General features: G+C 59.1%; 23 protein-coding genes. All 23 read right to left on the reverse strand.

What is annotated here, in order from left to right; genetic code table 11:
• The gene (gene napH, locus GOV91_RS07835) at nucleotides 1-918 is read right to left on the reverse strand and encodes a quinol dehydrogenase ferredoxin subunit NapH (RefSeq protein WP_171235077.1); all 918 of its coding nucleotides are present in this window, start codon (nucleotides 916-918) and stop codon (nucleotides 1-3) included.
• Nucleotides 915-1,733 carry a ferredoxin-type protein NapG gene (napG, locus tag GOV91_RS07840; RefSeq protein ID WP_171235078.1) on the reverse strand — a complete coding sequence of 273 codons (819 nt, stop codon included), beginning with the start codon at nucleotides 1,731-1,733 and terminating at the stop codon, nucleotides 915-917. Before napG ends, napH begins: the two co-directional genes overlap by 4 nt.
• 27 nt (nucleotides 1,734-1,760) lie before the next feature.
• Nucleotides 1,761-4,253: a nitrate reductase catalytic subunit NapA gene (gene napA / locus GOV91_RS07845; protein WP_171235079.1), complete on the reverse strand. Its 2,493-nt coding sequence runs from the start codon at nucleotides 4,251-4,253 to the stop codon at nucleotides 1,761-1,763.
• On the reverse strand, nucleotides 4,250-4,543 hold the full coding sequence (locus tag GOV91_RS07850; RefSeq protein WP_171177194.1) for a chaperone NapD: 294 nt from the start codon (nucleotides 4,541-4,543) through the stop codon (nucleotides 4,250-4,252). Before GOV91_RS07850 ends, napA begins: the two co-directional genes overlap by 4 nt.
• Nucleotides 4,543-5,055 (reverse strand): ferredoxin-type protein NapF, encoded by a 513-nt coding sequence (gene napF, locus GOV91_RS07855; RefSeq protein WP_171235080.1) that lies wholly within the window; start codon nucleotides 5,053-5,055, stop codon nucleotides 4,543-4,545. Before napF ends, GOV91_RS07850 begins: the two co-directional genes overlap by 1 nt.
• Nucleotides 5,056-5,188: 133 nt before the next feature.
• On the reverse strand, nucleotides 5,189-6,085 hold the full coding sequence (locus GOV91_RS07860; RefSeq protein ID WP_171235081.1) for an FAD:protein FMN transferase: 897 nt from the start codon (nucleotides 6,083-6,085) through the stop codon (nucleotides 5,189-5,191).
• A complete protein-coding gene (locus GOV91_RS07865; RefSeq protein WP_171177189.1) occupies nucleotides 6,082-6,597 on the reverse strand; it encodes a nitrous oxide reductase accessory protein NosL in 516 nt (171 codons plus the stop codon). The genes GOV91_RS07860 and GOV91_RS07865 overlap by 4 nt, the downstream gene beginning before the upstream one ends.
• On the reverse strand, nucleotides 6,594-7,415 hold the full coding sequence (locus GOV91_RS07870; protein WP_171235082.1) for an ABC transporter permease: 822 nt from the start codon (nucleotides 7,413-7,415) through the stop codon (nucleotides 6,594-6,596). Before GOV91_RS07870 ends, GOV91_RS07865 begins: the two co-directional genes overlap by 4 nt.
• Nucleotides 7,412-8,305, reverse strand: a complete 894-nt coding sequence (locus GOV91_RS07875; RefSeq protein WP_171235083.1) for an ABC transporter ATP-binding protein — start codon at nucleotides 8,303-8,305, stop codon at nucleotides 7,412-7,414. The genes GOV91_RS07870 and GOV91_RS07875 overlap by 4 nt, the downstream gene beginning before the upstream one ends.
• The gene (locus tag GOV91_RS07880; RefSeq protein WP_171235084.1) at nucleotides 8,295-9,551 is read right to left on the reverse strand and encodes a nitrous oxide reductase family maturation protein NosD; all 1,257 of its coding nucleotides are present in this window, start codon (nucleotides 9,549-9,551) and stop codon (nucleotides 8,295-8,297) included. The genes GOV91_RS07875 and GOV91_RS07880 overlap by 11 nt, the downstream gene beginning before the upstream one ends.
• A gap of 3 nt (nucleotides 9,552-9,554) precedes the next feature.
• A complete protein-coding gene (nosZ, locus tag GOV91_RS07885; protein WP_171235085.1) occupies nucleotides 9,555-11,462 on the reverse strand; it encodes a TAT-dependent nitrous-oxide reductase in 1,908 nt (635 codons plus the stop codon).
• A 15-nt stretch (nucleotides 11,463-11,477) separates the two neighbouring features.
• Nucleotides 11,478-13,601: a NosR/NirI family protein gene (locus tag GOV91_RS07890; RefSeq protein ID WP_174836625.1), complete on the reverse strand. Its 2,124-nt coding sequence runs from the start codon at nucleotides 13,599-13,601 to the stop codon at nucleotides 11,478-11,480.
• Nucleotides 13,602-13,645: 44 nt separating this feature from the next.
• On the reverse strand, nucleotides 13,646-14,110 hold the full coding sequence (locus GOV91_RS07895) for a DUF2946 family protein (RefSeq protein WP_171235087.1): 465 nt from the start codon (nucleotides 14,108-14,110) through the stop codon (nucleotides 13,646-13,648).
• Nucleotides 14,111-14,198: 88 nt separating this feature from the next.
• Entirely contained in the window at nucleotides 14,199-14,462 is a 264-nt protein-coding gene (locus GOV91_RS07900) for a hypothetical protein (RefSeq protein ID WP_171235088.1), read from the reverse strand.
• Entirely contained in the window at nucleotides 14,419-16,062 is a 1,644-nt protein-coding gene (locus tag GOV91_RS07905; RefSeq protein ID WP_371732285.1) for a cytochrome D1 domain-containing protein, read from the reverse strand. Before GOV91_RS07905 ends, GOV91_RS07900 begins: the two co-directional genes overlap by 44 nt.
• Entirely contained in the window at nucleotides 16,037-17,251 is a 1,215-nt protein-coding gene (gene nirJ, locus GOV91_RS07910) for a heme d1 biosynthesis radical SAM protein NirJ (RefSeq protein ID WP_171235089.1), read from the reverse strand. The genes GOV91_RS07905 and nirJ overlap by 26 nt, the downstream gene beginning before the upstream one ends.
• 3 nt (nucleotides 17,252-17,254) lie before the next feature.
• The gene (locus GOV91_RS07915; RefSeq protein ID WP_171235090.1) at nucleotides 17,255-17,737 is read right to left on the reverse strand and encodes an AsnC family transcriptional regulator; all 483 of its coding nucleotides are present in this window, start codon (nucleotides 17,735-17,737) and stop codon (nucleotides 17,255-17,257) included.
• On the reverse strand, nucleotides 17,734-18,183 hold the full coding sequence (locus tag GOV91_RS07920) for an Lrp/AsnC family transcriptional regulator (protein WP_171235091.1): 450 nt from the start codon (nucleotides 18,181-18,183) through the stop codon (nucleotides 17,734-17,736). The genes GOV91_RS07915 and GOV91_RS07920 overlap by 4 nt, the downstream gene beginning before the upstream one ends.
• On the reverse strand, nucleotides 18,180-19,169 hold the full coding sequence (locus GOV91_RS07925) for an AsnC family transcriptional regulator (RefSeq protein WP_171235092.1): 990 nt from the start codon (nucleotides 19,167-19,169) through the stop codon (nucleotides 18,180-18,182). The genes GOV91_RS07920 and GOV91_RS07925 overlap by 4 nt, the downstream gene beginning before the upstream one ends.
• Nucleotides 19,170-19,172: 3 nt before the next feature.
• Nucleotides 19,173-20,318: a cytochrome D1 domain-containing protein gene (locus GOV91_RS07930; RefSeq protein WP_171235093.1), complete on the reverse strand. Its 1,146-nt coding sequence runs from the start codon at nucleotides 20,316-20,318 to the stop codon at nucleotides 19,173-19,175.
• The gene (locus GOV91_RS07935) at nucleotides 20,315-20,695 is read right to left on the reverse strand and encodes a cytochrome c (protein ID WP_254440616.1); all 381 of its coding nucleotides are present in this window, start codon (nucleotides 20,693-20,695) and stop codon (nucleotides 20,315-20,317) included. Before GOV91_RS07935 ends, GOV91_RS07930 begins: the two co-directional genes overlap by 4 nt.
• On the reverse strand, nucleotides 20,688-21,449 hold the full coding sequence (gene cobA, locus GOV91_RS07940; protein WP_171235094.1) for a uroporphyrinogen-III C-methyltransferase: 762 nt from the start codon (nucleotides 21,447-21,449) through the stop codon (nucleotides 20,688-20,690). Before cobA ends, GOV91_RS07935 begins: the two co-directional genes overlap by 8 nt.
• A gap of 188 nt (nucleotides 21,450-21,637) precedes the next feature.
• On the reverse strand, nucleotides 21,638-22,039 hold the full coding sequence (locus tag GOV91_RS07945; RefSeq protein ID WP_171235095.1) for a plastocyanin/azurin family copper-binding protein: 402 nt from the start codon (nucleotides 22,037-22,039) through the stop codon (nucleotides 21,638-21,640).
• Between the last annotated feature and the right edge of the window lie 50 nt (nucleotides 22,040-22,089).

Raw genomic sequence — 22,089 nt, forward strand, 5'->3', positions numbered from 1 at the left:
CTAGATAGGTCTGGCAGCGCGCGGTTCAGGCGCGGCAACTGGATCGGAAGGTTGAACGACGTGGTCGTCAAACCGGTGAGTAAAGTTAAAAACGTCGACTGCGCAGACATCGATGCAACGTCCGCAGTTTGTGCAGTCGGGTGACAGGATCAGTGGCCTGCTTCCCGGCTTGCCTTTCAGCGCGGGTGAGATCACCTGATTCTCCGGACAGACCGCGTAGCAATCCATGCAGTCGTCACAGGCGGCGCGATTGGTGGCGCTGACACGTAGCAGGCTTTTTGACCCGATCAGGCCATAGAACGCACCGACTGGACACAGATGACCACACCAGCCATGACGTGAGACAATCACGTCAAAGATAAAGATCGCGGCAATCATGGCCCAAACAAAGCCCATGCCGAAAACCAGCCCGCGATGGAGCATGGTGATCGGATTTACCAGCTCCCACGCGATCACACCGCTCAGGCCCGACACAAGCAGGACAGTTGCCAGGACCCACAGGCGCGTACTGCGCTTGGGCTGCCAACCTTTGGGCAGATCCAGCTTGCGATGCAGCCAGTTCGCGGCATCCGTCACCGGGTTGATAGGGCAAACCCAGGAACAATAGACCCGACCGCCGATCAGCGCATAAACCGCCAAAACGATCAGCCCGCCGATCAGTGCCGTCGCCTCAGGCAAATGACCCGCAACGAAGCTTTGCAACAGGATGAAAGGGTCTGTCAGGGGCAACACGCCCAGCGTCAGCGACCCCGCTAGGTTTCCTTTCACGATCCATATGCCGAACCACGGACCCAGCAGAAACAGAACCAGAAAGAACAGCTGACTTACGCGGCGCAATAACAGATAGCGATGTGCGCCGATCCAGCCTTTGCTTTCGACTGCCTCGTGACCTACAGGCATATGCGTGCGGGCGCTCATTGTCCGACTCCGGGTAGTTCATATCCGGGGGCAAACCCGCCCGGAGAAACCAAGTTGTCGGTGCCAGGTCCTGGCAAACGGTCGGGCAAATCAATGATCCCTTCGACAACCGGCGCGCCCTTGGCAGCCTTTTCTTCCCAGCCTCTCCGGTAGTGTTCTGCCGAACTACCGCGCGCCAGCCGCGTAGGCAGAACCTTGATGGCTGCTTCGGGTAGAACACAGCTTTTTTCGCACATGCCGCAGCCAGTGCAGCGATCGGAATGGACGGTCGGAATGAACAGCGCGTGATGACCGGATCGAGTATTATGCTCGGTCTCGAGCGTGATCGCTTCATCAATCACCGGACAAACGCGGTAACAGACATCGCAACGCAGGCCGAGGAAGTTCAGGCAGTTCTCTTGATCGACCAGCACCGCGACGCCCATGTTGGCATCGTCGATATTGTCCAACCCGGGGTCCAATGCCCCTGTTGGACATGCGGCGACACAAGGAATGTCGTCGCACATTTCGCAGGGAATATCCCGCGCGGTGAAATACGGCGTTCCCGTCGCCACCGCATCCGATCCAAGTTCGGCCAGCTTCAGGGTATCGTAGGGGCAATCCCGCACGCACAGACCGCAGCGGATGCATGCCGACAGAAACTCCTTTTCCGGCAATGCGCCGGGCGGGCGCAAAGCTTCGGCTGGCAGAGCGCGGGCGTCGCGGGCCAGATAGGCCAGCACCGACCCGGCGACCACGCAGCCGCCCGCCGCGCGGGCCGTATCCTGCAGGAACCGGCGCCGTTGCGGCGAAAGGGGTTTGTCGACAAGAGGCATGGGAATTACCCGTACAATCCTTACTGGTTACGCGCGCTCGACCTTGCAGGCGCACTTCTTGAAGTCGGTCTCTTTCGAAAGCGGGCAGGTCGCGTCCAGCGTCAGTTTGTTGGTTAACTGATGCTCGTCGAACCAGGGCATGAAGACCAAACCACGCGGCACCTTGTTCCGGCCTCGGGTCTCCACTCGGCTGGTGACTTCCCCGCGACGGGTGGACAGGACAATCTCTTGCCCGCGCCGCAAGCCGCGATCACGCGCGTCTTCTGGGTGCATGTACACCACAGCCGACGGATAAGCGCGGTGCAGTTCCGGAACCCGGCGAGTCATCGAGCCCGAGTGCCAGTGCTCCAGAACGCGGCCCGTTGACAGCCACAGATCGTACTCCTCATCGGGCACTTCGGCGGCAGGTTCGTACGGCGCAAAGATGATCTTGGCTTTACCGTCTTTGTGACCGTAGAACTTCACATCCGCGCCTTCGGGCACGTAGGGGTCATATCCTTCGCGGAAGCGATAGAGCGTTTCCTTGCCATCCACGACCGGCCAACGCATGCCGCGTGCCTGATGATACATGTCGAACGGAGCAAGGTCATGCGCATGACCACGCCCGAAATCGGCATATTCCTCGAACAAACCTTTCTGGACGTAGTAACCGAAATGCTCGGCATCGTCGTTGTCGAAGCCTTGCGCAGTTTCGGACAGCGGGAATTGGTCAACCTTGCCGTTGGCGAACAGCACGTCATACATGGTCTTGCCGCGATGTTCGGGCATCTTGGCCAGCAGCTCTTCGCCCCAGACCTCTTCGACGGTGAAGCGTTTCGAAAACTCCATCAACTGCCACAGGTCGGATTTCGCTTCGCCCGGCGCCTTGACTTGTTGACGCCAGAATTGGGTGCGGCGTTCCGCGTTGCCATATGCACCTTCCTTCTCGACCCACATCGCGGTGGGCAAGATCAGGTCGGCAGACACCGCCGTAACTGTCGGATAAGGATCAGATACGGTGATGAAGTTTTCCGGATTGCGGTAACCGGGATAGCCTTCTTCGTTGATGTTGGGCGCAGCCTGCATGTTGTTGTTGCACTGAACCCAGTAAGCGTTCAGCTCACCATCTTTCAGTTTGCGGTGCTGCAACACGGCGTGGAAGCCGGGCTTTGGCGGGATGGTGCCAACCGGAATGTTCCAAGCGGTCTCGCAAATTTCCCTGTGCTCATCATTCGCGACGACCATGTCGGCGGGCAGGCGATGGGCAAAGGTGCCGACCTCCCGCGCGGTGCCACAGGCCGAGGGCTGACCGGTCAGCGAGAAGGGCGAGTTGCCGGGTTCCGATATCTTACCCACCAGCAGGTGCACGTTGTACATCAGAGAGTTCACCCAGGACCCGCGTGTGTGCTGGTTGAAGCCCATGGTCCACAGGCTCATGACCTTGCGTGTTGGGTCTGCATATTGCTGCGCCAGTTTTTCCAGCTTATCCGCAGGGACGCCGGACAGCTCGGAAGTGTACTCCAGCGTGTAGGGTGCGACAGCCTCGGCGTATTCCTCGAAAGTGATGGTTTCCAGCTTGCCCGAGTTCGGGTTCGCGGCTTCCTGCTGCAACGCATTGGTTTCACGCAGGCCATAACCGATATCGGTTGCGGTCTTAGTGATATTGACGTGGTTTCGCACGAAGTATTCGTTCACCGCGCCATTCTGGATGATGTAGTTGGCGATATAATTCAGGATTGCCAGATCAGTCTGAGGCGCAAAAACCATGCCGTTGTCCGCCAGTTCGAACGAGCGATGCTCGAAGGTCGACAGTACATGCACTTCGCATCCCGGTTTTGTCAGGCGCGTATCCGTCAGGCGCGACCACAGGATCGGGTGCATCTCGGCCATGTTCGAACCCCACAGCACGAAGGTATCGGCGTGTTCCAGATCGTCATAGCACCCCATCGGCTCGTCGATGCCAAAGGTACGCATGAAACCCACAACAGCCGAGGCCATGCAATGGCGTGCATTGGGGTCGATATTATTTGACCGGAAGCCTGCTTTCATCATTTTGGCCGCAGCGTAACCTTCCCAGACGGTCCATTGGCCCGAGCCGAACATGCCGACGCTGGTCGGGCCTTTCTTGGCCAGGGCCTCTTTCCATTTGGCGGCCATGACATCAAAGGCTTCATCCCAGCTGACGGGCTCAAATTCACCGTTCTTGTCGTATTCGCCGTTGGTTTTGCGCAGCAGTGGGGTGGTCAGGCGATCCTTGCCGTACATGATCTTGGACAGGAAATAGCCTTTGATGCAGTTCAGACCCCGGTTCACGGGTGCGTCGGGGTCGCCTTGTGTGGCGACAACGCGGCCATCCTTGGTGCCAACCAGAACCGAGCATCCAGTGCCGCAGAAACGGCAAGCGGCCTTGTCCCAGCGAATATCGGGCGCATCGGCCTGCGCATTGGCCTGACCGGCGGCCATCGGAATGCCAGCGGCCGAGGCCGTTGCGGCAGCGGCGGATGCCTTTAGAAAAGTACGACGGGATTCAGAAACAGTCATTGCATGGGCCTCCTGCTGGTCGGTTGGCTTTGGGCATTTGATTGCGGAGATGTCTCCGCCGGATCTTCGAAATGGTGATATGTCAGCGACAAAGAGATCACGCCGGGGATCTGGTGCAGATCCATAATGGTGTCCGAGGCCAGCTTTTCAGCGGTATCCTCGACAACCACTACAAACCGGCCATCCTCGGCTTCGGCATGAAGCTCGACGCCTTGGGTTCCAGTCATTGCCGCACGCGCGGCGTCGGTGTGATCTGGGGCGATGTGGACGAGACAGCCACAGATATTCATTAGGTCACCTCCGGGTGTTGTGGGGTGGGGCGGTGCATCGAGATGGCCCCGGCGGGGCAGGCAGCAGAGCAGCTTCCGCAACCGATACAGATTTCGGTATCAAGCGCAGGCTCCGCCCGTCCGCCCAGTTGCAGACGAAAGCGGATGGCGTCTTGCTCGCAATTGTCCTGGCATACGCGGCAGCTGACCCCGTTCATTGACAGGCAGCTTGCCGCATCAACTTGTGCACGCCACGGCCATTGGGCCACACGTTCGGGCAACAGCGCAAGTGTTGGGCACGCTTGGGCGCAGTCTCCACATAGGGTGCAACCATCTGCGGAAAAGTCGAGAGTGGGAAAACCACCGTCATCGAATGTGATGACGTTTTCGGGGCAAGCCGAGGCGCAATCCTCGCAGCGTGTGCACAGATCTGCAAAGTCCGAAACGGCCGCGCCCGGCGGGCGGATCGCATCGCGATCTTCCCTAAGTATGCGCGCGCTGAGAAAAGCGCGTCTACTCGTCATCTGGCTCATGGCTGGTGACTCGAATGTGGACATTTTTTGTTCGCGTGTTTGTTTTGATAACCGCCAAGTCGCGAATCTGACTTGATCCAAGTCATATTCGTTCAGAAATTTTATTGATCACTTTGACACTTTGGCGGCTTTCTTAGGCGTTCAATTCAATCCGGGTGCCGGGAAACCGTTGAACAATTTCCTCTGCGTGACTGTCTGGGGCGGCGCATATGGCGGTTGAAAGCCCATCTGCTAGGCTTGCGTTCGGTGCTGAAACCGAAACTGTTCTGTTGCGGCGCACTGGCCCTGCAGAGGTGAGGATATGTCCAAGCCCGTGACCTAGCTGTGTGCCCAAGGATGACGACGTAGCAACGGCGCGGTTCCGCAACGCAATGCGTTTCAACACCCTTTGATCCGGTTTGGCCAACCCAACTTTCCAAGGCGTTCCATCGCCTCGCGTGCCCAAAGCGGCGACCTCTCCCATGTTTACCAGAACATCTCGCAAGCCAAAGTCGCGTAGCAGAGCAGCGATGCGATCGGTGATGGCACCCTGCGCGATGCCGTTCAACGTCAAGGCCGATTGGCCCGGATCCGGAAGGCGCACATTAGACGCGTCAAAAGACACTTTTTCCCAACCAACCAGGCGTTGAGCCTCAATCAAGTCTTTGGGGCGAGCCCCGTTCGCCAAACCCAACCACATCGGTTGAATACTTGGATCGAACGCACCTTTCGAAGCTTGGTGCAGGGCTGTGCACAAGCTCAACACATTCAACAATTCCTGAGCCGGAGCAGTAAGTACACCGTCCCGGTTCAACCGGCTCAGCTGCGAGTCTGGGCGGTACAAGCTAAAGATGTCTTCCAGTCGGGAAATTTCCGCTTCAACAGCAGCAATGATCGGTGCGGCATCCGTGTTCGACAAACCAACCAGCCGCAAACTTGCAGCAGCACCCAACGCCGTTCCATTCCATCGCGCGTCCGAGGCCCATGCCGGGTTCGCCGCCGCGCACGCGGCTGAGATAAATAGAAATCGACGGCGGGATAGGGCGGTCATACAGGGGTCTCCAACGACAGATCAAGATCAACAGGGCCGAGCACTTCTGCATCGGGGATGTCTGGAAGGGGCATCGCCGTCCCGCCGTAAGTGTCAACAAATGTCTGAGCGTCAGTGGGATTGGCAAACGGCACCACCTCGCGCGCGCCCATGCCCCCGGCCACATTGCCGCCGACGACAAAGGTCGCGTCATTTGCGGCGATCCAGTTGGATATCCCCGGCTGGCGCCAACTTGGCGCAATTCCCATATCGCTGACATAAACGGCCGTGATTTTCGCGTCACGTTCCGGACTTTTGAGATATGCCACCATGTCCCGCACTTGCGCAAAGAACAGTGGGGCTGGGTAGCCTTCCAGGTGAATCTGTCCCTTGGGTCCGCCATGCTCGGCGATGTTCATCTGGCAGAAGAAACTCAGCGCATCTGGGGTCAGATCGACCGGATCGGGGGCTTCGGCGACCTCTTCCTTGCAAGCCGCCAGCGCGACCAGCGCGATCAGCGCGAGACGTTTCATGGTTCAACCCTCCGGAATGCAAGCCGGGCAAGGGCGAAGGCCACCACGGGCCAGATCAGCAGAGACGCAGGCGCGGCCCAGACGGGAAGGGCTTGCGCAGCCCCGGTCATGCCGGATGCCATGGCCACGCCTTCGGTCGCGGCGATGTTCCACAGTCGGAATGCGTCGGCCGGGTTGGCCACCATCACCCATGGAAAGACGGATTGGGTGAAGGTGCCGCCCTTGTCCATGACGACGGCCCCCAACAGGCCCAGATCATAGAGGACGACAAAAACCAGCCAGAGCCCGGCCGACAAACCCGCCGCCGCCGTGGCCCCCTTTGCCAGGGCAGACAGAAGGTATCCCAGCGCCAAAAACACGGCGCCCAACAGGATCGAAGTGAGGATGAGGCGCGCCAGTGCCATTAGGCTTTCGGGCCCTGCGCCGCCAAAGAACGCGGCCACCGCGCCTGCGGTGCCGAAGCCGACGGCCATGGCAAAGGCCAGCGCCGCCAGATGGGCGGTGAACTTACCCAACAGGATTTCCCCGCGACCCGCCGGGTAGGACAACAGCAGCGACAGGCTGCCCCGATCCAAGTCGCCTGCAATCGCGTCGAACGAGATCATTAGGGCCAGCAAGGGCGCAAGATAGACCGACAAGGTGGTCATCGACGCGACCGAGACGGTCAGCATGTCCACGCCCAGTGTGCCGGTTGGTGCGCTGCCCGCAAATGTAAGGGCTAAAGCGAACAGCACCATGATCAATGTCGCAACCAGCAGCCAGCGGTTGTGGCTCAGGATCAGCATTTCGGTGCGGGTGACGGCGAGGAAGCGGGTCATTTCAATTCCTCCTGTGCGTAGTGGCGATAGAGGTCTTCCAGTTTCGGCGGTGTCATCTCGACATCCGCCACCGCGTCGCCCATGCCAGCGATGCGGCGCAGGGCTTCCATCTTGTCGGCTGGGCTACAGAGTAGTTCCACCGACGCGCCGTTGATGCGGCTGCCGCCCAATTCGGCGGCCAAGGCATCAGCATTGACGCTGGCGCGTACTTTCAAGCGGATCGGTAGACCGGCCAAAGCCGACAGATTGTTCAGCGTGTCGTCGGCGACCATCTGACCCTTGCGCATGATAGCGATCCGATCGGTGCGAGCCTCGACCTCGGTGAGCGCGTGGGATGCGATCAGTACGGCGGTGCCTTGCGCAGCCAGCTCGTCGATGATGGCATAAAGATCCTGCCGGGAAATCGGGTCCAAGCCGCTTGTCGGCTCATCTAACAGCGCCACTTTTGGCTGGCCCAGCAGCACCTGCGCCAGACCCAGACGTTGCCGCATTCCTTTGGAATAAGCTCCGATCCGTCGGTCCAGCGCGTCGCTCAGGCCAACGCGTTCCAGAAGGCCGGGCACATCAGCTTTTGCGCCGGACAGTTTCGCAAACAGAGTCAGTTGCTCGCGTCCGGTCAGGGCAGGGTGGAACGACACTGCCTCGGGAAGGTAGGCCGTCTCGCGCCGCGCTTGCGCGCTGCCCGGGGTTGCCTCTCCGATCCGGATTGTTCCACCGTTGATCGGCGTCAGGCCGAGGATGGATTTGATCAGCGTCGACTTGCCCGCACCGTTATGGCCCAGCAGCGCAACGCGCTGACCGGGGGCAAGAGACAGGGTGATATCGTCAAGGACGCGGGTTTTGCCTCGGTCCTTGAGAACACGGTCGATTGACAGGGCCTTATCCGTCATGAGGCACCTTTTTCATTGCTAGGGGTTCAGGGGCTTGCATCAGTGGATTGCTGTCCATCACACCCCCCGGCAGCAGCGCCGGGAAGGCCGATTGCGACCAGCGCACCAGCTGCACGGCAGGGGAGCCGAGCAGCAGTTTGGCTGCGGGTTGGGTCCAAAGCACATGGTCCATCGAGTCGTTGGGGCGATAGGGGGCGTCGGCAATGCCGTTGCCATCCACATCAAAGGCGGCGAAATCGGACCAGTAATTTCCGCGCCCGTCCTCAGACCACTCGACCCACTTGGTCGAGACGTATTTCACCTGTGTCCGGTTGCCGACAAAGGCGTTTCCAACGATGCGATTGCGCTCGCTACCAGCGGTAAAGTGGATGCCGATGCCGCAACCCTGGAACCAGTTGTCGGTGAATTCGTTCTTGTTCGAGTTATACAGAAAGGTGCATTTCTCTTTCGCACCTTTCACAACGTTGCCGGTGATAACGCTCTTGTTGGCATAGTTCAGCATCACGCCATGTTCGCGGTCGCCAATCGAGACATTGTTGGCCACGGTCACATTGGTCGTGAACATCACCGCGTAGCCCAGATCGTTACCGATCGAGACATTGTCGCTGACCACTGAATTGTCCGCGTACATGTAATGCACCGCGAAACGCAGATCGCGGAACAGGTTGCTGGTAAAGGTGTTCTTCTTCGACGAATTCACAAAGATCCCGTCGCGGCCATAGCGAATGTCGTTGTCTTCAACCCGCGCACCCGGCGCATTCCAGACATAGACGCCATTGCCGCGGTCGTTCATGCGCTGGTCTTGTCGTCCTTCGATCCGGTTGCGCCGCACGATGCTGTCTTTCGCACCGTGGATGTCGATGCCATAGAGATTGCCTAGCAGGACATTATCCTCGACCACCGGTGCGAATGCCGTCTTGGTCAGCTGGATTCCGCTGTCGATCCCGTCATGGTCCGAGCCTGAGCCGATCACCGTCAGCCCGCGCACCGTCACGCCCGGCCCGGTCACGGTGATAACGCTGCCTTGGCCTTGTCCGTCGATGGTGGCCTGTCCCAGCCCGTCAAGGGTGACGGGCCGGTCCAGAACCAACGTTTCAGTATAAACACCGGGGCTCAGGCGGAGGGTGTCTCCATCCGCCGCCTGCGCCAGTATCTCGTTGATGGCCCCCGCCCGGTTGGGCACATCCCAGTCCGCCGCCCAAAGGGGCGAGCCGAGCAGGAGCGGTATGAGCAGGGACCAGCGCATTGCTTATGCGCTCCGCGGCTCAACAAACATCCGGCCGCGCATCTCCATGTGCAGCGCATGGCAGAACCACTGGCAATAATACCAGTGTACACCAGGACGGTCGGCGATGAAGGTGACAGACGCGGTGGCTTGTGGTGCCACTTCCATTGCGATACCGAAGTTCGACAGGCACAGCCCGTGGGTCACGTCATCCACGTCATCCAGGTTGGTGACATAGATGGTTACTTCATCACCCTGTTTGACTGTGAACTTCTCCATGCTGAAAACTGGCGCGGTCGAGGTCATGTAGACGCGGACCTTATTGCCGTCCCGGATGGGCTCTTCGGCACCTTCGTCCAGATCAACACCATCGGCCTCGGCCTGTTTGCGGGCATCTTCCCACATCGGATCATTTCGATCCCAGACATTGACCGGGTTCACTTTGGACCGGTGCACAAGGATCGAGTCGTGCGGTTCCGCGAAGGTCGGGCCGTCATGGACTACTTTCATCTTGTCGCCCGAGATGTCGATTAACTGCTCGTTTTCCGGCTTCAGTGGACCTACGTTCAGGAAGCGGTCCTTCGAGAACTTGTTCATCGAAATCAGCCACTTGCCATCGGCTTCGGCGGTCTCACCCATCGAGGTCGAGTTGTGGCCGGGCTGATACTGCACATCCACCTTGTCGAGGATCGGATCAACGTCCGAACCACCATAGGCTTCGATGGCCTTGGCGATGTCCCATTTCACCACCTGGCTGTCCAGGAACAGGGTGGTGTAGGCGTTGCCCTTACCGTCGAACGCAGTGTGAAGCGGGCCAAGACCCAGCTGCGGTTCAGCCACGATCGCGGAACGCGGGTCAGCGTTGTCTGCAAACAGCGCGTCCACTTTTTCGACATCAATCACGGACACGGTCGGCGAAAGCTTACCGTTGATCATGATATGCTTCTTGTCGGGCGCGGCGTTCACACCATGCGGCGAGTTCGGGATCGGGATGTAACGGGTCAGGTTGCCGCCTGCCTCTTTGCGCCCGTCCACGACCTTGACGCCGTTCAACTCTTGATAGTTGCCGGCAGCAACGGCCTCCTCGATGCCTTTCAGGTTGAATACGACCACGTGGTCCAGTTCATTCTCGGTCATCTCGGCCAGATTCATGCCCATTTCCGAGTTATATGAGGTCGAGAAGGCGTATTTGCCCTGATAGTCGCAGTCGGTGTTGTCGAGGTTACCAGAGACCATCACCTGCCACTCGATCTCCATCGTATCACCATCGATGGCGGTGAAGATGTTCACGTATTGCGACGGATCGTCGAGAATCTGGCCGTCGTTGACCAGCGGTGCCTCGTGTTCGCCATTGGCAAAGACATAGCCGGTGCGTGGATATTTCTGCGGACGCAGGCCGTGAATATCGTGTGCGTTCGGGATCTCGATGATCTTGTCGCATTTCATCACGTCGCAGCGTACGCGAGCCACACGGGTGTTGGCCTTGTCGTTCATGAACAGGTAGCGACCATCATAGGTGCCATCGGTGAAAGACATGTGTGGGTGGTGCAGGTCCCCGTTGTCATAGGTGACCTTGCCGTTCGCGGCTAGGAACTCTTTGGTTTCGGGCAGCAGGCCTTCGGTCAGAATTTTCAGCGACTCATTGGTCTGACCCCAGCCGGTGGCCGAACAGCGATTGAATACTGGCACCCGCATCAGCTCACGCATCGAGGGCACGCCCAGAATGCGCAGCTCACCGGTCTGGCCCGAGGACCAGAAGCCATAGTACTCGTCCAACTCGCCGGGCTCCAGATGAGCATTAGCGGCGGCGCTGGCCTCTTTGGCGGTCATCAGGGTGCTGCCCAGACCGGTCCCGGCCAGCACGGCGCCAGTTGCAGATGCACCCAGCAGCCCGCGGCGTGTGACGTTTAGTTTCTTGTCATGTTCCGACATGATCGTTCCTCCTTTTTAGGAAACGGATTGCGGTTTGGCGTTCGGATGGTTCGCCGGTGGTTGCCCGAGGGGGGTCTTAGGTGTGACCGACCCTGTCTTGGCCCGCCGTTTCAACTGGCGGATAACGACGGGACATTTGTCCTCGGACTGGTAGAGCACCTGACAATGCAGGCAGGTGACGCACTCGTTCGGATTGATCTCGCCTGTGGGGTGGATCGCCTGAACGGGGCATTCGTTGGCGCAGGTCTGACAGGGGCTGCCGCAATCCTTGTAACGGCGCAGCCAGTCGAACATGCGGATACGGGCTGGGATCGCGAGCGCCCCGCCCAGCGGGCAGAGGTAGCGGCAGTAGAACCGTTCGATGAACAGTCCGATCCCCAGCAGAGCCAGCGCAAAGACCACAAATGGCCAGTCGCGCATGAATTTCAGAATGATCGCGGTCTTGAACGGTTCGATCTCGGCATAGGTTTCTGCCAGCGGGATCGACACAAAGCTTAGGCCAAAGAGGCCAAGGAAGATCATGTATTTCGCAGGCCAGAGCCGTTCGTTCAGACCCCAGGGCAAAGTCCATTGCGGCACCTTGAACGCCCGCGCGATCTTGTTGGTCAGTTCCTGCAGCGCGCCGAACGGGCACAGCCAGCCGCAATAGGCCCCGCGCCCCCAAAACAGCAGCGCTGCGGCCACGGCGAACCATTGGATGAACACCAGTGGATCCAGCAGGAAGGCATCCCAGCTGAAACCGGTGCGCAGGCTGCCTGCCAGCGCCATCAGGTTCACCACGCTCAGCTGCGCATTGGCGTACCAGCCGATGAAGAACAGAGTCATGGTCAGGTATCCGATGCGGAACCAGTAGAAGACACGCGCGTCCATGGTGGCATGGAACTGGAAGAAGAACGTCGCTGTTAGCACCAACAGCATCACACCCAGAACCACGATCTCGACAGTACGGTCCTTCCAGATGCGCTGCCATAGTGCCGCTTTGGCGGCGGCTTCACCGGTGGCGTCATCGACCACCACGGGCGCGGCGACCGGCAGCAGGTACTGTTCCGGCAGCTTGTAACCCAGATCGAAGGTTAAGAATGTCTTTTCGACAGCACCAATCGCGCGTTGCACCAGCAGTTGCAAACGGAACGGTTCAGCCGGATCAAACTCGGCATCGGCGGGGATTCTGAAGATGTCGAGTTCGGTAAAGCTGGGTGCATCCGGCGCGGCAACCTTGCCCAAACGGCGCTGTTGTTTGTCAAAAAAGCGCACCGAGCTGTCGCCTTGGATCAGCTGAATCCGGTCAAAGATGCCACCCCGCACATAGCCCGATCCCTTGAAACTGTAAGCCCCGCGTCCCAGCACCAGAATGGCTTGCTCGCCCTCATCCAGCCAGTTCAACAGGTTATGATATTCGGCCTCGCCCAGCAGCGACTTGCCGATCGACGGAACCGAGACAAGCGCCATATGCATGTCGATGAAGGTGTCATCCGGTTCGCCTGGTTCCGGGCGTTTGATGGCCCGTTGATCGCCAGTGGCCTCGAACGCCGCGTTGACCTGCCCGATATCCAGCGTCAGCCGCCGGACCGAGCCGTCGCCCGACAGGGTGGTCCAGTCGTAAACCGCATCCTGCGCCAGATCGACCTCGAGCTTCGGTCCATCGGCCTGCAGCGGAGACAACCCACCCAGCCCCAGCGCCCGCGCCACCTTGATGCCGCCGCGCACAAGGCTGTCGTCGATGACCATGATCGTGACCGTCGCGCCCGAGATGATGTCGAGGTCATGCCCCTCGCCACCGGTTTCGGCCTCGACCCTAAGGTCCAGACCGGCATAGCCTTCGGTCAGCTCGACCATGCGGGAATTGGGGATCCCGATCAGAACGATGGGCTCCGAATGCTTGACCAGTTGCACGCCAGTCAGCACCGCATCCTCATCGATACCGGCGACCACATGGATGGGTTTGCCGGAATACCCCGTCGTGCCCACAAAGTCAGACGTCAAGAATGCCCAGGCGACAGTTTCGCCATCCTTCAGGACAGGCGCTACCGGAACGTCGTCACGTACCGGGCCAAAGGAATCGGCACCGGGGGCCAGATCGGCGGGTTCAATCTCGGGCAGGAAACTGGCCAGACTGTCGGCATGGGCGCTGATCGCCATCAGGCAGGACAGGGAGAAAGCCAGCAGGACATGGATTGCGCGACTTACGACCACGGCGCACCTCCGAATATTTGGGTGGACGCCATGGACGCGCGCAGGGCGCGTTCAGATTCTTCTTGGGTCGTAAACGGGGGCCCTCGGGTTTCGGGCCACAGTCGTTTCGAGTTATGGTAATTACACGGATCACCAATCCCAGGGAGTACAATTTGCTGGGCGCGGTCCGCGACCAGCAGCGGAGTGTCTGGCACAGGTCCGGCTGTTGTTACCGCGCATAGCGCACAGTCGGCGCATTTCGGGCAGGGCGCGGTTGGATCGGTGTTTTCCTCTTCAAGGTCCACCTCAACCCAAACCGCGCCTGCCTCCGAGCAGATCTCTACCCACATGCTTTGTCCGGAACTCGCCAGCACAGGACCAAGCATTTGCAACAACAGAAGAAGGGCGCCCGCCACTCCACAGACCGCACGCAAGACGCGGTCAGGGAGGATGTGGAGAAAGTGATAGGCGGACATGGAGAATCCAACTCGGAAGTCTTTCCTGAACCGTATGGGATTCCTGCTTGCCGATACTTGACTTTGGTTAGGCAGACAGATTCTTTGCTCAGCCGTCTGCCTCGTCCATCAATCCGCGTACCCAGCGCCCTGCCAGCCATGTCGCTGGAATGCCCAAAGGGACGGACCACAGAAGTGCGGGAACTGGTTCAATCGCTCCGAACCCGATGCTGTGCGAGATTAAACCAAGCAAAAACAGGTTGATAGCCACGGTCAGAGCCGTGGCGGGATAGAGCAGAATGGCCAGTTTCCAAACCGGCCATTTGCCGTCAGTGGCTGGTGCCTTCCGAGAAGGTGATTTTGTTCCAGACATTGTACTTTCCAGACGGTTTGCGCATCGGCAGGCGAAGGACTTCTTCCAGCGTTTGCGCGTCATAGACGATCACTGCGCCATCATCCTCCCAGATCGAAACCAGCGCGTGGCTACCATCTTTGGTGAACTCCACATGAGCCACGGTTTTGCCTGGCGCGGGGTGCAGAGTTTTCACGATTTCAAGGCTCTGCTTGTCGATCACATGCATCGCATCCTTGTTTGGGCCAAAGAAAACATCGGCCCAGACATAAGGTGAATTTTCATGACTGCGCATGAAGAACCCCGGTCCCTCTGTCTTGATCCGTTTGACGGTTTCCCAGCTTTCCATGTCGATCACGGAAACTGTGCCGTCGGTCAGGTGCGGCGTTGCCATCACGGTCGTATCACCATGTTTCCATGTAATCCCAGAACCAAGATGCGGCATCCCCGGTAGATCCAGATCGGCGACCTTGTGCCCGATCACCAGATCAATCACCTGGCCGCCTTTGCCATCACGGGATGCCCCCATGACAAACTCATAGCTCTGGTCGAAAAAGAAATCGTCCAGATAGTCTGGCGTGGTAATCTTGCGCACAGGGAAAGGGTTGGGATTCTTGAACTGCCCCTCAATGCGGAAATCATGCCCGATACCGAATTGCGGCGGATTGGCCCCATAGAACACCTCCCAAATTTCGGGCACATCCTTCAGGGCCAAAACAAAGCTCTCCCGCGGTGGAGCCTGATAGACTGCAGACACCCGGCTGGGCACCCCCTTCTTGCTTTTGACTTCAATGACGGTGGCAACCGAAAGGTCCTCGGTCGACAGCAGGGTCAGGCTGTTGGGCAGGTAATTTGCAACGGCCACCCATTTTCCGTCGCCTGACATGGCGATGTTGCGGCTGTTGAGGCCCGCACGCACGCGTCCAACCTGCTTCAGCGCCCAGATGTCGTATTTCTGGACCCAGCCATCGCGGGACATGATGAAAACGTATCGGCCATCGGGGCTGAATTTCGGCCCACCATGAACGGCAAAGGGTGTCTCGAACCGGTCCAGCACTTCAAACGTGTCACCATCCAGAACGCTGACGTGATGATCGCCGGTCTCAACCGCCAGCGTGATGTTCATCGGATCACTGTCCCAGACCGGTGCATCGACTGGGGTGTAGTCTTCGTCCAGAATACGGCTGGCCATGATGTCGGCTTCGCCCCATTCCGGGTCGCTCTCCAGCGGTGATTTCAGCCACCCCGCCAGTTCTTCGATCTGCAACGCGTCCAGCTCATGTGAAAACGCGGGCATCTGTGTCGCCGCGCGACCTTCGGCGATCACCGCTGCGACCCGCGGTCCTCGCATTCGCTTTAACGTCTCGGGGATCAAAGCTGGCCCTACCCCTCCTAGACGATTTTCGCCATGGCAAGAGGCGCAGTGCTCAGCATAGTCCGTCTGCGCATCCGCCTGCGCCATCGCACCCGCCGCCATAAATGCTGTGCTGGCAAGGAACAGACCGATGCCTTGCTTCTTCTTGTTACAAATACGGTCGCCGGAGGCTCCTACACAGGCCACAAATTGAACGGTACGAGAGAGCAGACAAAGCTTGTCAAAAAAACTGATGCGCCGGATCATGGCTTTTCCCCCGGAACGGCGTGACCTGCAGGCGCTCTCCTGCGTCATCCACGCCGATTTCTTCGTTAGACAGGTAACAGGCCGGATCTTCGGCCCAGGGATCGCCTGTCAGTTGCAAGGCGCGAATACGCGTGTTGCCACCGCAGACGTCCTTCAGCTCACACGCACCGCAGCGACCTTTCAGTGGGCGAGGGCGGGTGCGAAGCATGGCCAGCATCGGGTCATCGCTGGCCCAAAGCTCGGAAAACGGTTTGGTTTTCACGTTGCCGACTGTGTAATCGGACCAATAGGTGTCCGGATGAACCCGACCCAGATTGTCGATATTGGCGACTCCCAACCCGCTGGAGTTTCCACCCCATGCGGCCAGATGCGTACGCACATGCGCGGCCTTTTCGGCATCAAAGTGAGCACGGATCCAGTTCAGGAAATACCCTGCATCGGCGTCATTGTTGCCGGTCACGATATCCAACGGTCGCCCGCCTGACGCGGCTTCCCACGCGCGCTCCAACAGCAGGTCCAATCCCTTGCGAGTAAGTTGATGTGCGGCGTCTTCGCCTCGGTTCTTGTCGCCCCGCCCGGCATAGACGAGGTGAGACAAGTAGAACTTGTCGACCCCTTCTTCATCACAGAGCTTCAGCAAGTCAGGCAAGTGATGCTGCGTGCCTTCGGTCAGGCAGAACCGAAGGCCGACCTTGATGCCACGTTTCTTGCATTCACGCACACCGCGCAAGGCGTCAGCAAAAGCGCCTTCGACGCCACGAAACCAGTCATTCGTTGCTCCAATTCCGTCCAGAGAGATGCCCACATAGTTGAACCCCACATCGGCAATCATATCGGCGGTTTCCTCGTAAATCCGCGTGCCGTTGGTCGACAAAGCCAGCATAGGCACCAGATTGCGGGCACGTTTGGCGATGTCGAAGAAATCGAACCGGTCAAGCGGCTCCCCACCCGAGAGGATCAAGGCCGGGACGCGAAACTGGCCAAGATCCTCAAGGGTCACCATGACTTGCTCATGGCTGAGCTCACCGGGGAACGCCACATCTGCTGAGACGGTATAGCAATGGCGGCACTTCAGGTTGCAGCGTCGCGTCAGGTTCCAGATCACCACCGGCTTCACTGGGCCCGGGCGGCGTTTGCGCACCGGGGTCGGGTTGACCAGTTGGTGCATGTACTCTGTCAGGCGGAACATGTCTCAGCCTTTCTTTTTAAGGCGCAGCCCGGTCTTTTTCAAGATGCGCGTGGAATAAAGGATATCCTTGGCCCGGCAGGCGTCGCCCAGAATTGCGGCGATCTCGGCGCGCTTTTGTTCAACCTCATCGCAGTTGGTGCCATGCACCATGGCAAACAGGTTGTAAGGCCAGTCGGGCAGGGCGCGGGGCCGTTCATAACAATGGGTCACAAAGGGCAGCGCACCGATCTGTGCACCCAGCTTGGTGATGCAGGCATCGTCCACATCCCAAACCGTCATGCCGTTCGAGGTCATGCCCAGTTTGTAGTGATTGGGTGCCGCAGCAATGCGACGGATCACACCGCGTGCTTTCAGGGCTGTCAGCCGTTCAAGCAGATCGGTTTCCTGTAGCCCAAGATCCTTGGCAACCTGCGCATACGGGGTCGGCGACAAGGGTAAGCCCCCTTGCAACGCCTCGATAATCTGTCTGTCGGTTGCATCGATCATGCTGCCACCCGGAAGCCAATGAAAAATTCCTGGAGTTTGGGGAAACGGAGAACATCGATCCCCGTTTCCCGTTCGATGGCATCGGCGGCGGCCTCGATCCCCTCAGGTGTTTCGGTGGCCAGCACGAACCACATGTTCAGCCGGTGCGTACGTTCATAGTTATGGGCGACCTCCGGGTGCGCATTGACTTTGGTCAGGACGGTTTCGAAATTTTCAGTCGGAACAGCCATGGCGCAAAGGCAGAAGGCCCCGCCCATAGCAGCAGCGTCGAAAAACGGGCCAAAGCGTGTGATGACACGGTCTTCCTTCAGCCGTGTCAGACGCTCTAACAGCTCGGTTTCGGACAGGCCTAGGCCCTCGGCTACAGCCGCATATGGGTTTGAGGTGAGCGGTAGATCGTCCTGCATCCGGTTCAGGATCGCGCGGTCTTTGTCGTCCAGAGTCATGCGGCAACCTCCCGCGCTTGAATCAAGGCTCCGGTCTGCTTGAAACAGCGGGTCGAAAACAGAACCTTGTTCCGCGCGCCGGCCAACTCGGGCAACTTTATCGCGCCAGCCAGCACACCCAGAGCCTCGTTCCGGTTCCGGGCGTGGATCATCGAATAGAGGCGATAGGGCCAGACATCTTCAACCGGATTGCGCTCATAGCACAGCGTGACACCGGGATAGGCGGCCAGCGCCGGACCGGCCGTGTCAATTTGTTCCGCTGGCAAATCCCAAACGACCATCGCGTTGGCGGACCACCCCAGTGCCCGGTGGCGCACGATAACGCCGAGCCGAGAAATGATACCGGCGGTGTGCAAGGCAACGATCCGCGCCATCACATCATCCACGTTCCGGTTCAATGAACGGGCCAGAGCCTTATAGGGCTCCGCGACCAGTGAAAGGCCCGAGCTTAGTGTCTGCAGCAAGCAACGATCTCCGTCGCGCATGGCCGATGCGTCGACTTTGCGCGCACTAGGAACGTTCCTGGCGCCAGCAGTCATGCGAAACCCAAGATCCACGTTGAACGGCCGGACAAGACGCAGATCCAGCACTTGCAACCCCGAGGTCCGGCTGATCCGGGCCAGTGTCTCGTTGACATGTTCCCGGTCCGGGCCTGTTGCGACAAACCAAAGGTTCCAGGCATCCTCTCGCTGGTAATTGTGGTTCACCCCAGGTTCGGCATCGATCAGGGCGGCAACTTCTTCCAACCGATTTTCCGGGGCGGACACAGCTGCCAGAGTGCTGGCCGTCACCGCGCCGGGCGTGATTGTTGCACCAACTCGCGTGATGCGACCGGTGGCACGCATCCGGGTCAGGCGATCAAGTACTTCGGTTTCGTCCAATCCCAGCGCGTCTCCCAGCACTTGAAAAGGGCGCTCTGTGATCGGGAAATCGCGCTGAAAGTCGTCCAACAGGCGGCAATCGATTGGGTCGGTGATATGCTGCATCCGTCAAAGCCCCGTCTTGTGCGCGCGGGCCGTGAAGAAGATGCCCGAAGGGCTATCGGCATCGACTTCGCGCAGTTTTTCAAAGTTTTGCGTGTCATAGACTATCACCTTGTTGGCATCGCGCACGCTGATCCAGACTTCATGCCCGCGCGGCGTGAATTCCATATGCAGCACGGCGGGGCCGGGTTTGAATTCGTGAATGATCTCTTTGCTGACGCTATCGATCACTTGAATGGTGTCGTTCAACGGGTGGGCGAAATTAACCCAAACCTGTCGCCCGTCCGGGCGCGCCATCGCAAAGACCGGCTGGCCGTGTGTCTTGGTGCGCCCGGTTTCGGACAAAGTGTCGGCATCAACCCAGAGCACCTCGTGATGGCCCACCGCGGGCAGCACGAATTCGCGCCCCGTCAGCGCCCAGCCTTCCAGATGGGGCATCTTGTAGACCGGCATTTCCTCTTGCCCGCGCCCATAATCAGGCAGCACACGGATGGGCTCCGGAGTGTCGGCCCATAGATCAAGCGCGGTCAGACCGTCTTCGCCAAACAGGCCGGTGATATAGGTGCGGCCATTGGCGGTGATCAGCGCGTCATAGGGGTTCTTGCCCATGTCAGGTATCTTGGTGATCGCAGGCTCGCCTTTGGCGAAATCGGCAATCCATGTCTCGCCCGTGTCCCACATGGTGAAGACAAACCGACGTCCTGGCGCGTCCACAAGACCGATGGTTTTGCTGTCGGTGGGGATGTCCGCAACCATTTCCAACGTGTCAGCATCAAACACACGCACACCACCGGGTTCGTAGTTCGACACGGCAACAAGTGTGCCATCGTCCGAGATGGCACCGCCAATGGCGTTGCCCGCTTGAACAACGCGGTTCACGATCTGGCGGGTGACGATGTCAACCTTGGTCAGCCCGCCGTCACGGCCAAAGACATAAGCAAAGCGTTCATCAGGCGAATAGACCAGCGAGGCATGGGACAAATCGCCCAAGCCTTCGATACGGGCCAGAGCTGCACGGTCGGATTGATCGATCAATAGGACCGATCCCTTGGCGCGTTCGATCACAAGACCAAGATCGCCGGTCGCTGTGGGTTCGGCGTGTGCGGTGGTCAACATCAATGAGGCTGCAAGGCCGAGTATGAGGTGTTTCATTGTGCCTCCTGTTCCAGCAGGTAGCGGGCAATCCATTCGGCCTCTTCCTCGCTGATCAGGGGCCGCCATGGGGGCATCGCAGTGTCGGGGATGCCGTCAAGGATGACGCCGGTCAGGACGTCCGCATCATAATGTTCCAACGTCTCGCTGCGCAGATCGGGGCCGAGACCGCCTTTAAGCGACAAACCGTGGCAAGAGCCGCAGTCCTGGTGGACAAGGCGTTTCAGGGCGTTGGGGTCGAGGGTGTCAGCGGCGAAGGCGGATGTCGCAATGAGAACAGCCGTTGTCAGCAACACCGAAGGCACCGAGTGCCGACGCGCGACAGGGCGCTGTACGCCACAGCTTATCGCACTTGCTCTGCGCCCCAGCTTAGCCATTGGCTTGCTCCAAAAGCTCGGCCACAGGCCGTTCTGCGTAAAGCGACACAACCTTGCCAATTATGAAGAGCGTGGGTGCTTTCAACCCGGCCTCGCGCACGTCGGTAGCCAATTGGTCCAGCCGAGATACCATGCGGCTTTCATCCGGTGTGGTCGCTTTGCCCACAGCCAGAACCGGTGTGGACCCGGGAAGGTTTTCAGTCATCAGGCCCATGGCGATCTGGCCGATATTGGCAACACCCATGTAAACCACCAGCGTCGAGTCCGGATCGGCCAGACGTTTCCAGTCGAGGTCCAGCACCTTGTCAGCTTGACGGTGCCCAGTGACATACTGCACCGAGGTCGCCAGCCCGCGATGGGTCAGCGGAACACCGGTTGAAGCGGACGCACCCTGTGCCGCCGTAATGCCCGGCGCATATTCGACAGCGACACCGTGGGCCATCAGATACGCAGCCTCCTCTGAGCCGCGGCCAAAGATCATAGGGTCGCCGCCCTTAAGACGAGCAACCTTATGTCCTGCACTGGCTTCTTCGAGCAGAATTTCGTTGATACGGTCTTGTGGAACCGTATGGCACTTGGGGGCTTTGCCAACCGGGATCAGCCGTGCGCCTTCCGCGTGAAGGTTCAGGATGTCGGCAGACACCAGCCGATCATAGACCACCACATCTGCTTCTTGCAGCATCCGTAGTGCACGTAGGGTCATCAACTCGGGATCGCCAGGGCCTGCGCCAATCAGAAAAACCTTACCGCTCATGTGCAAACTCGCTTGGTCTGAGTGTCATCGAAACCCGGATCTGCCTTGCGCAATAGGGACGTCGTTGGGCCTGCCGGGCGTGTCATGAGAGCAAGGTGGCGCAATCGCAAACCAACCTCCTTGACAAAAGTTAAGGAGCGCGGGATTTGCGCCCACGCTCCTGTCTTTTTTGCCTGTATTTTATTGCTTTAGGGTTCGACGGTAATCATTCCGATCATGTTCTGAGTCTCCCAATGCGGGCCGCACAGATATTCCTGCGGGCCAGGTGTGAGAAACGTCAGATCAACCGATTCCTCAGGGAACAAACGGTCGCTTTCGGGTTCGCTGCCATCTTTCAAAAGAACTGAGTGGCTGGTTCGTGTGTCGACATTCACCCAGCGGACAGTTGTACCTGCCTTTACGGTCAGCTCGAACGGGCAGAAATTGTACTTATACATTAGAACCACTTCGGCGTCCTCAACGGCAGATGAAGGCTGACCAAACAGCTCGATATAACGCTCTTCTGCCTCGGCACACAGCTCGGCGGTCTCACCCGCCCAAGCTGGAGCGGCCAGGAGCAGCAACGCGGGAAGAAGGCGTGGGGGTTTCATCGTCCAAGTCTCCTCTTCTTGGTGGAAGGGGCCGGATCGCCCGGCCCTTT

The organism is Ruegeria sp. HKCCA6837, from assembly GCF_013034475.1.
GTDB lineage: Bacteria > Pseudomonadota > Alphaproteobacteria > Rhodobacterales > Rhodobacteraceae > Ruegeria.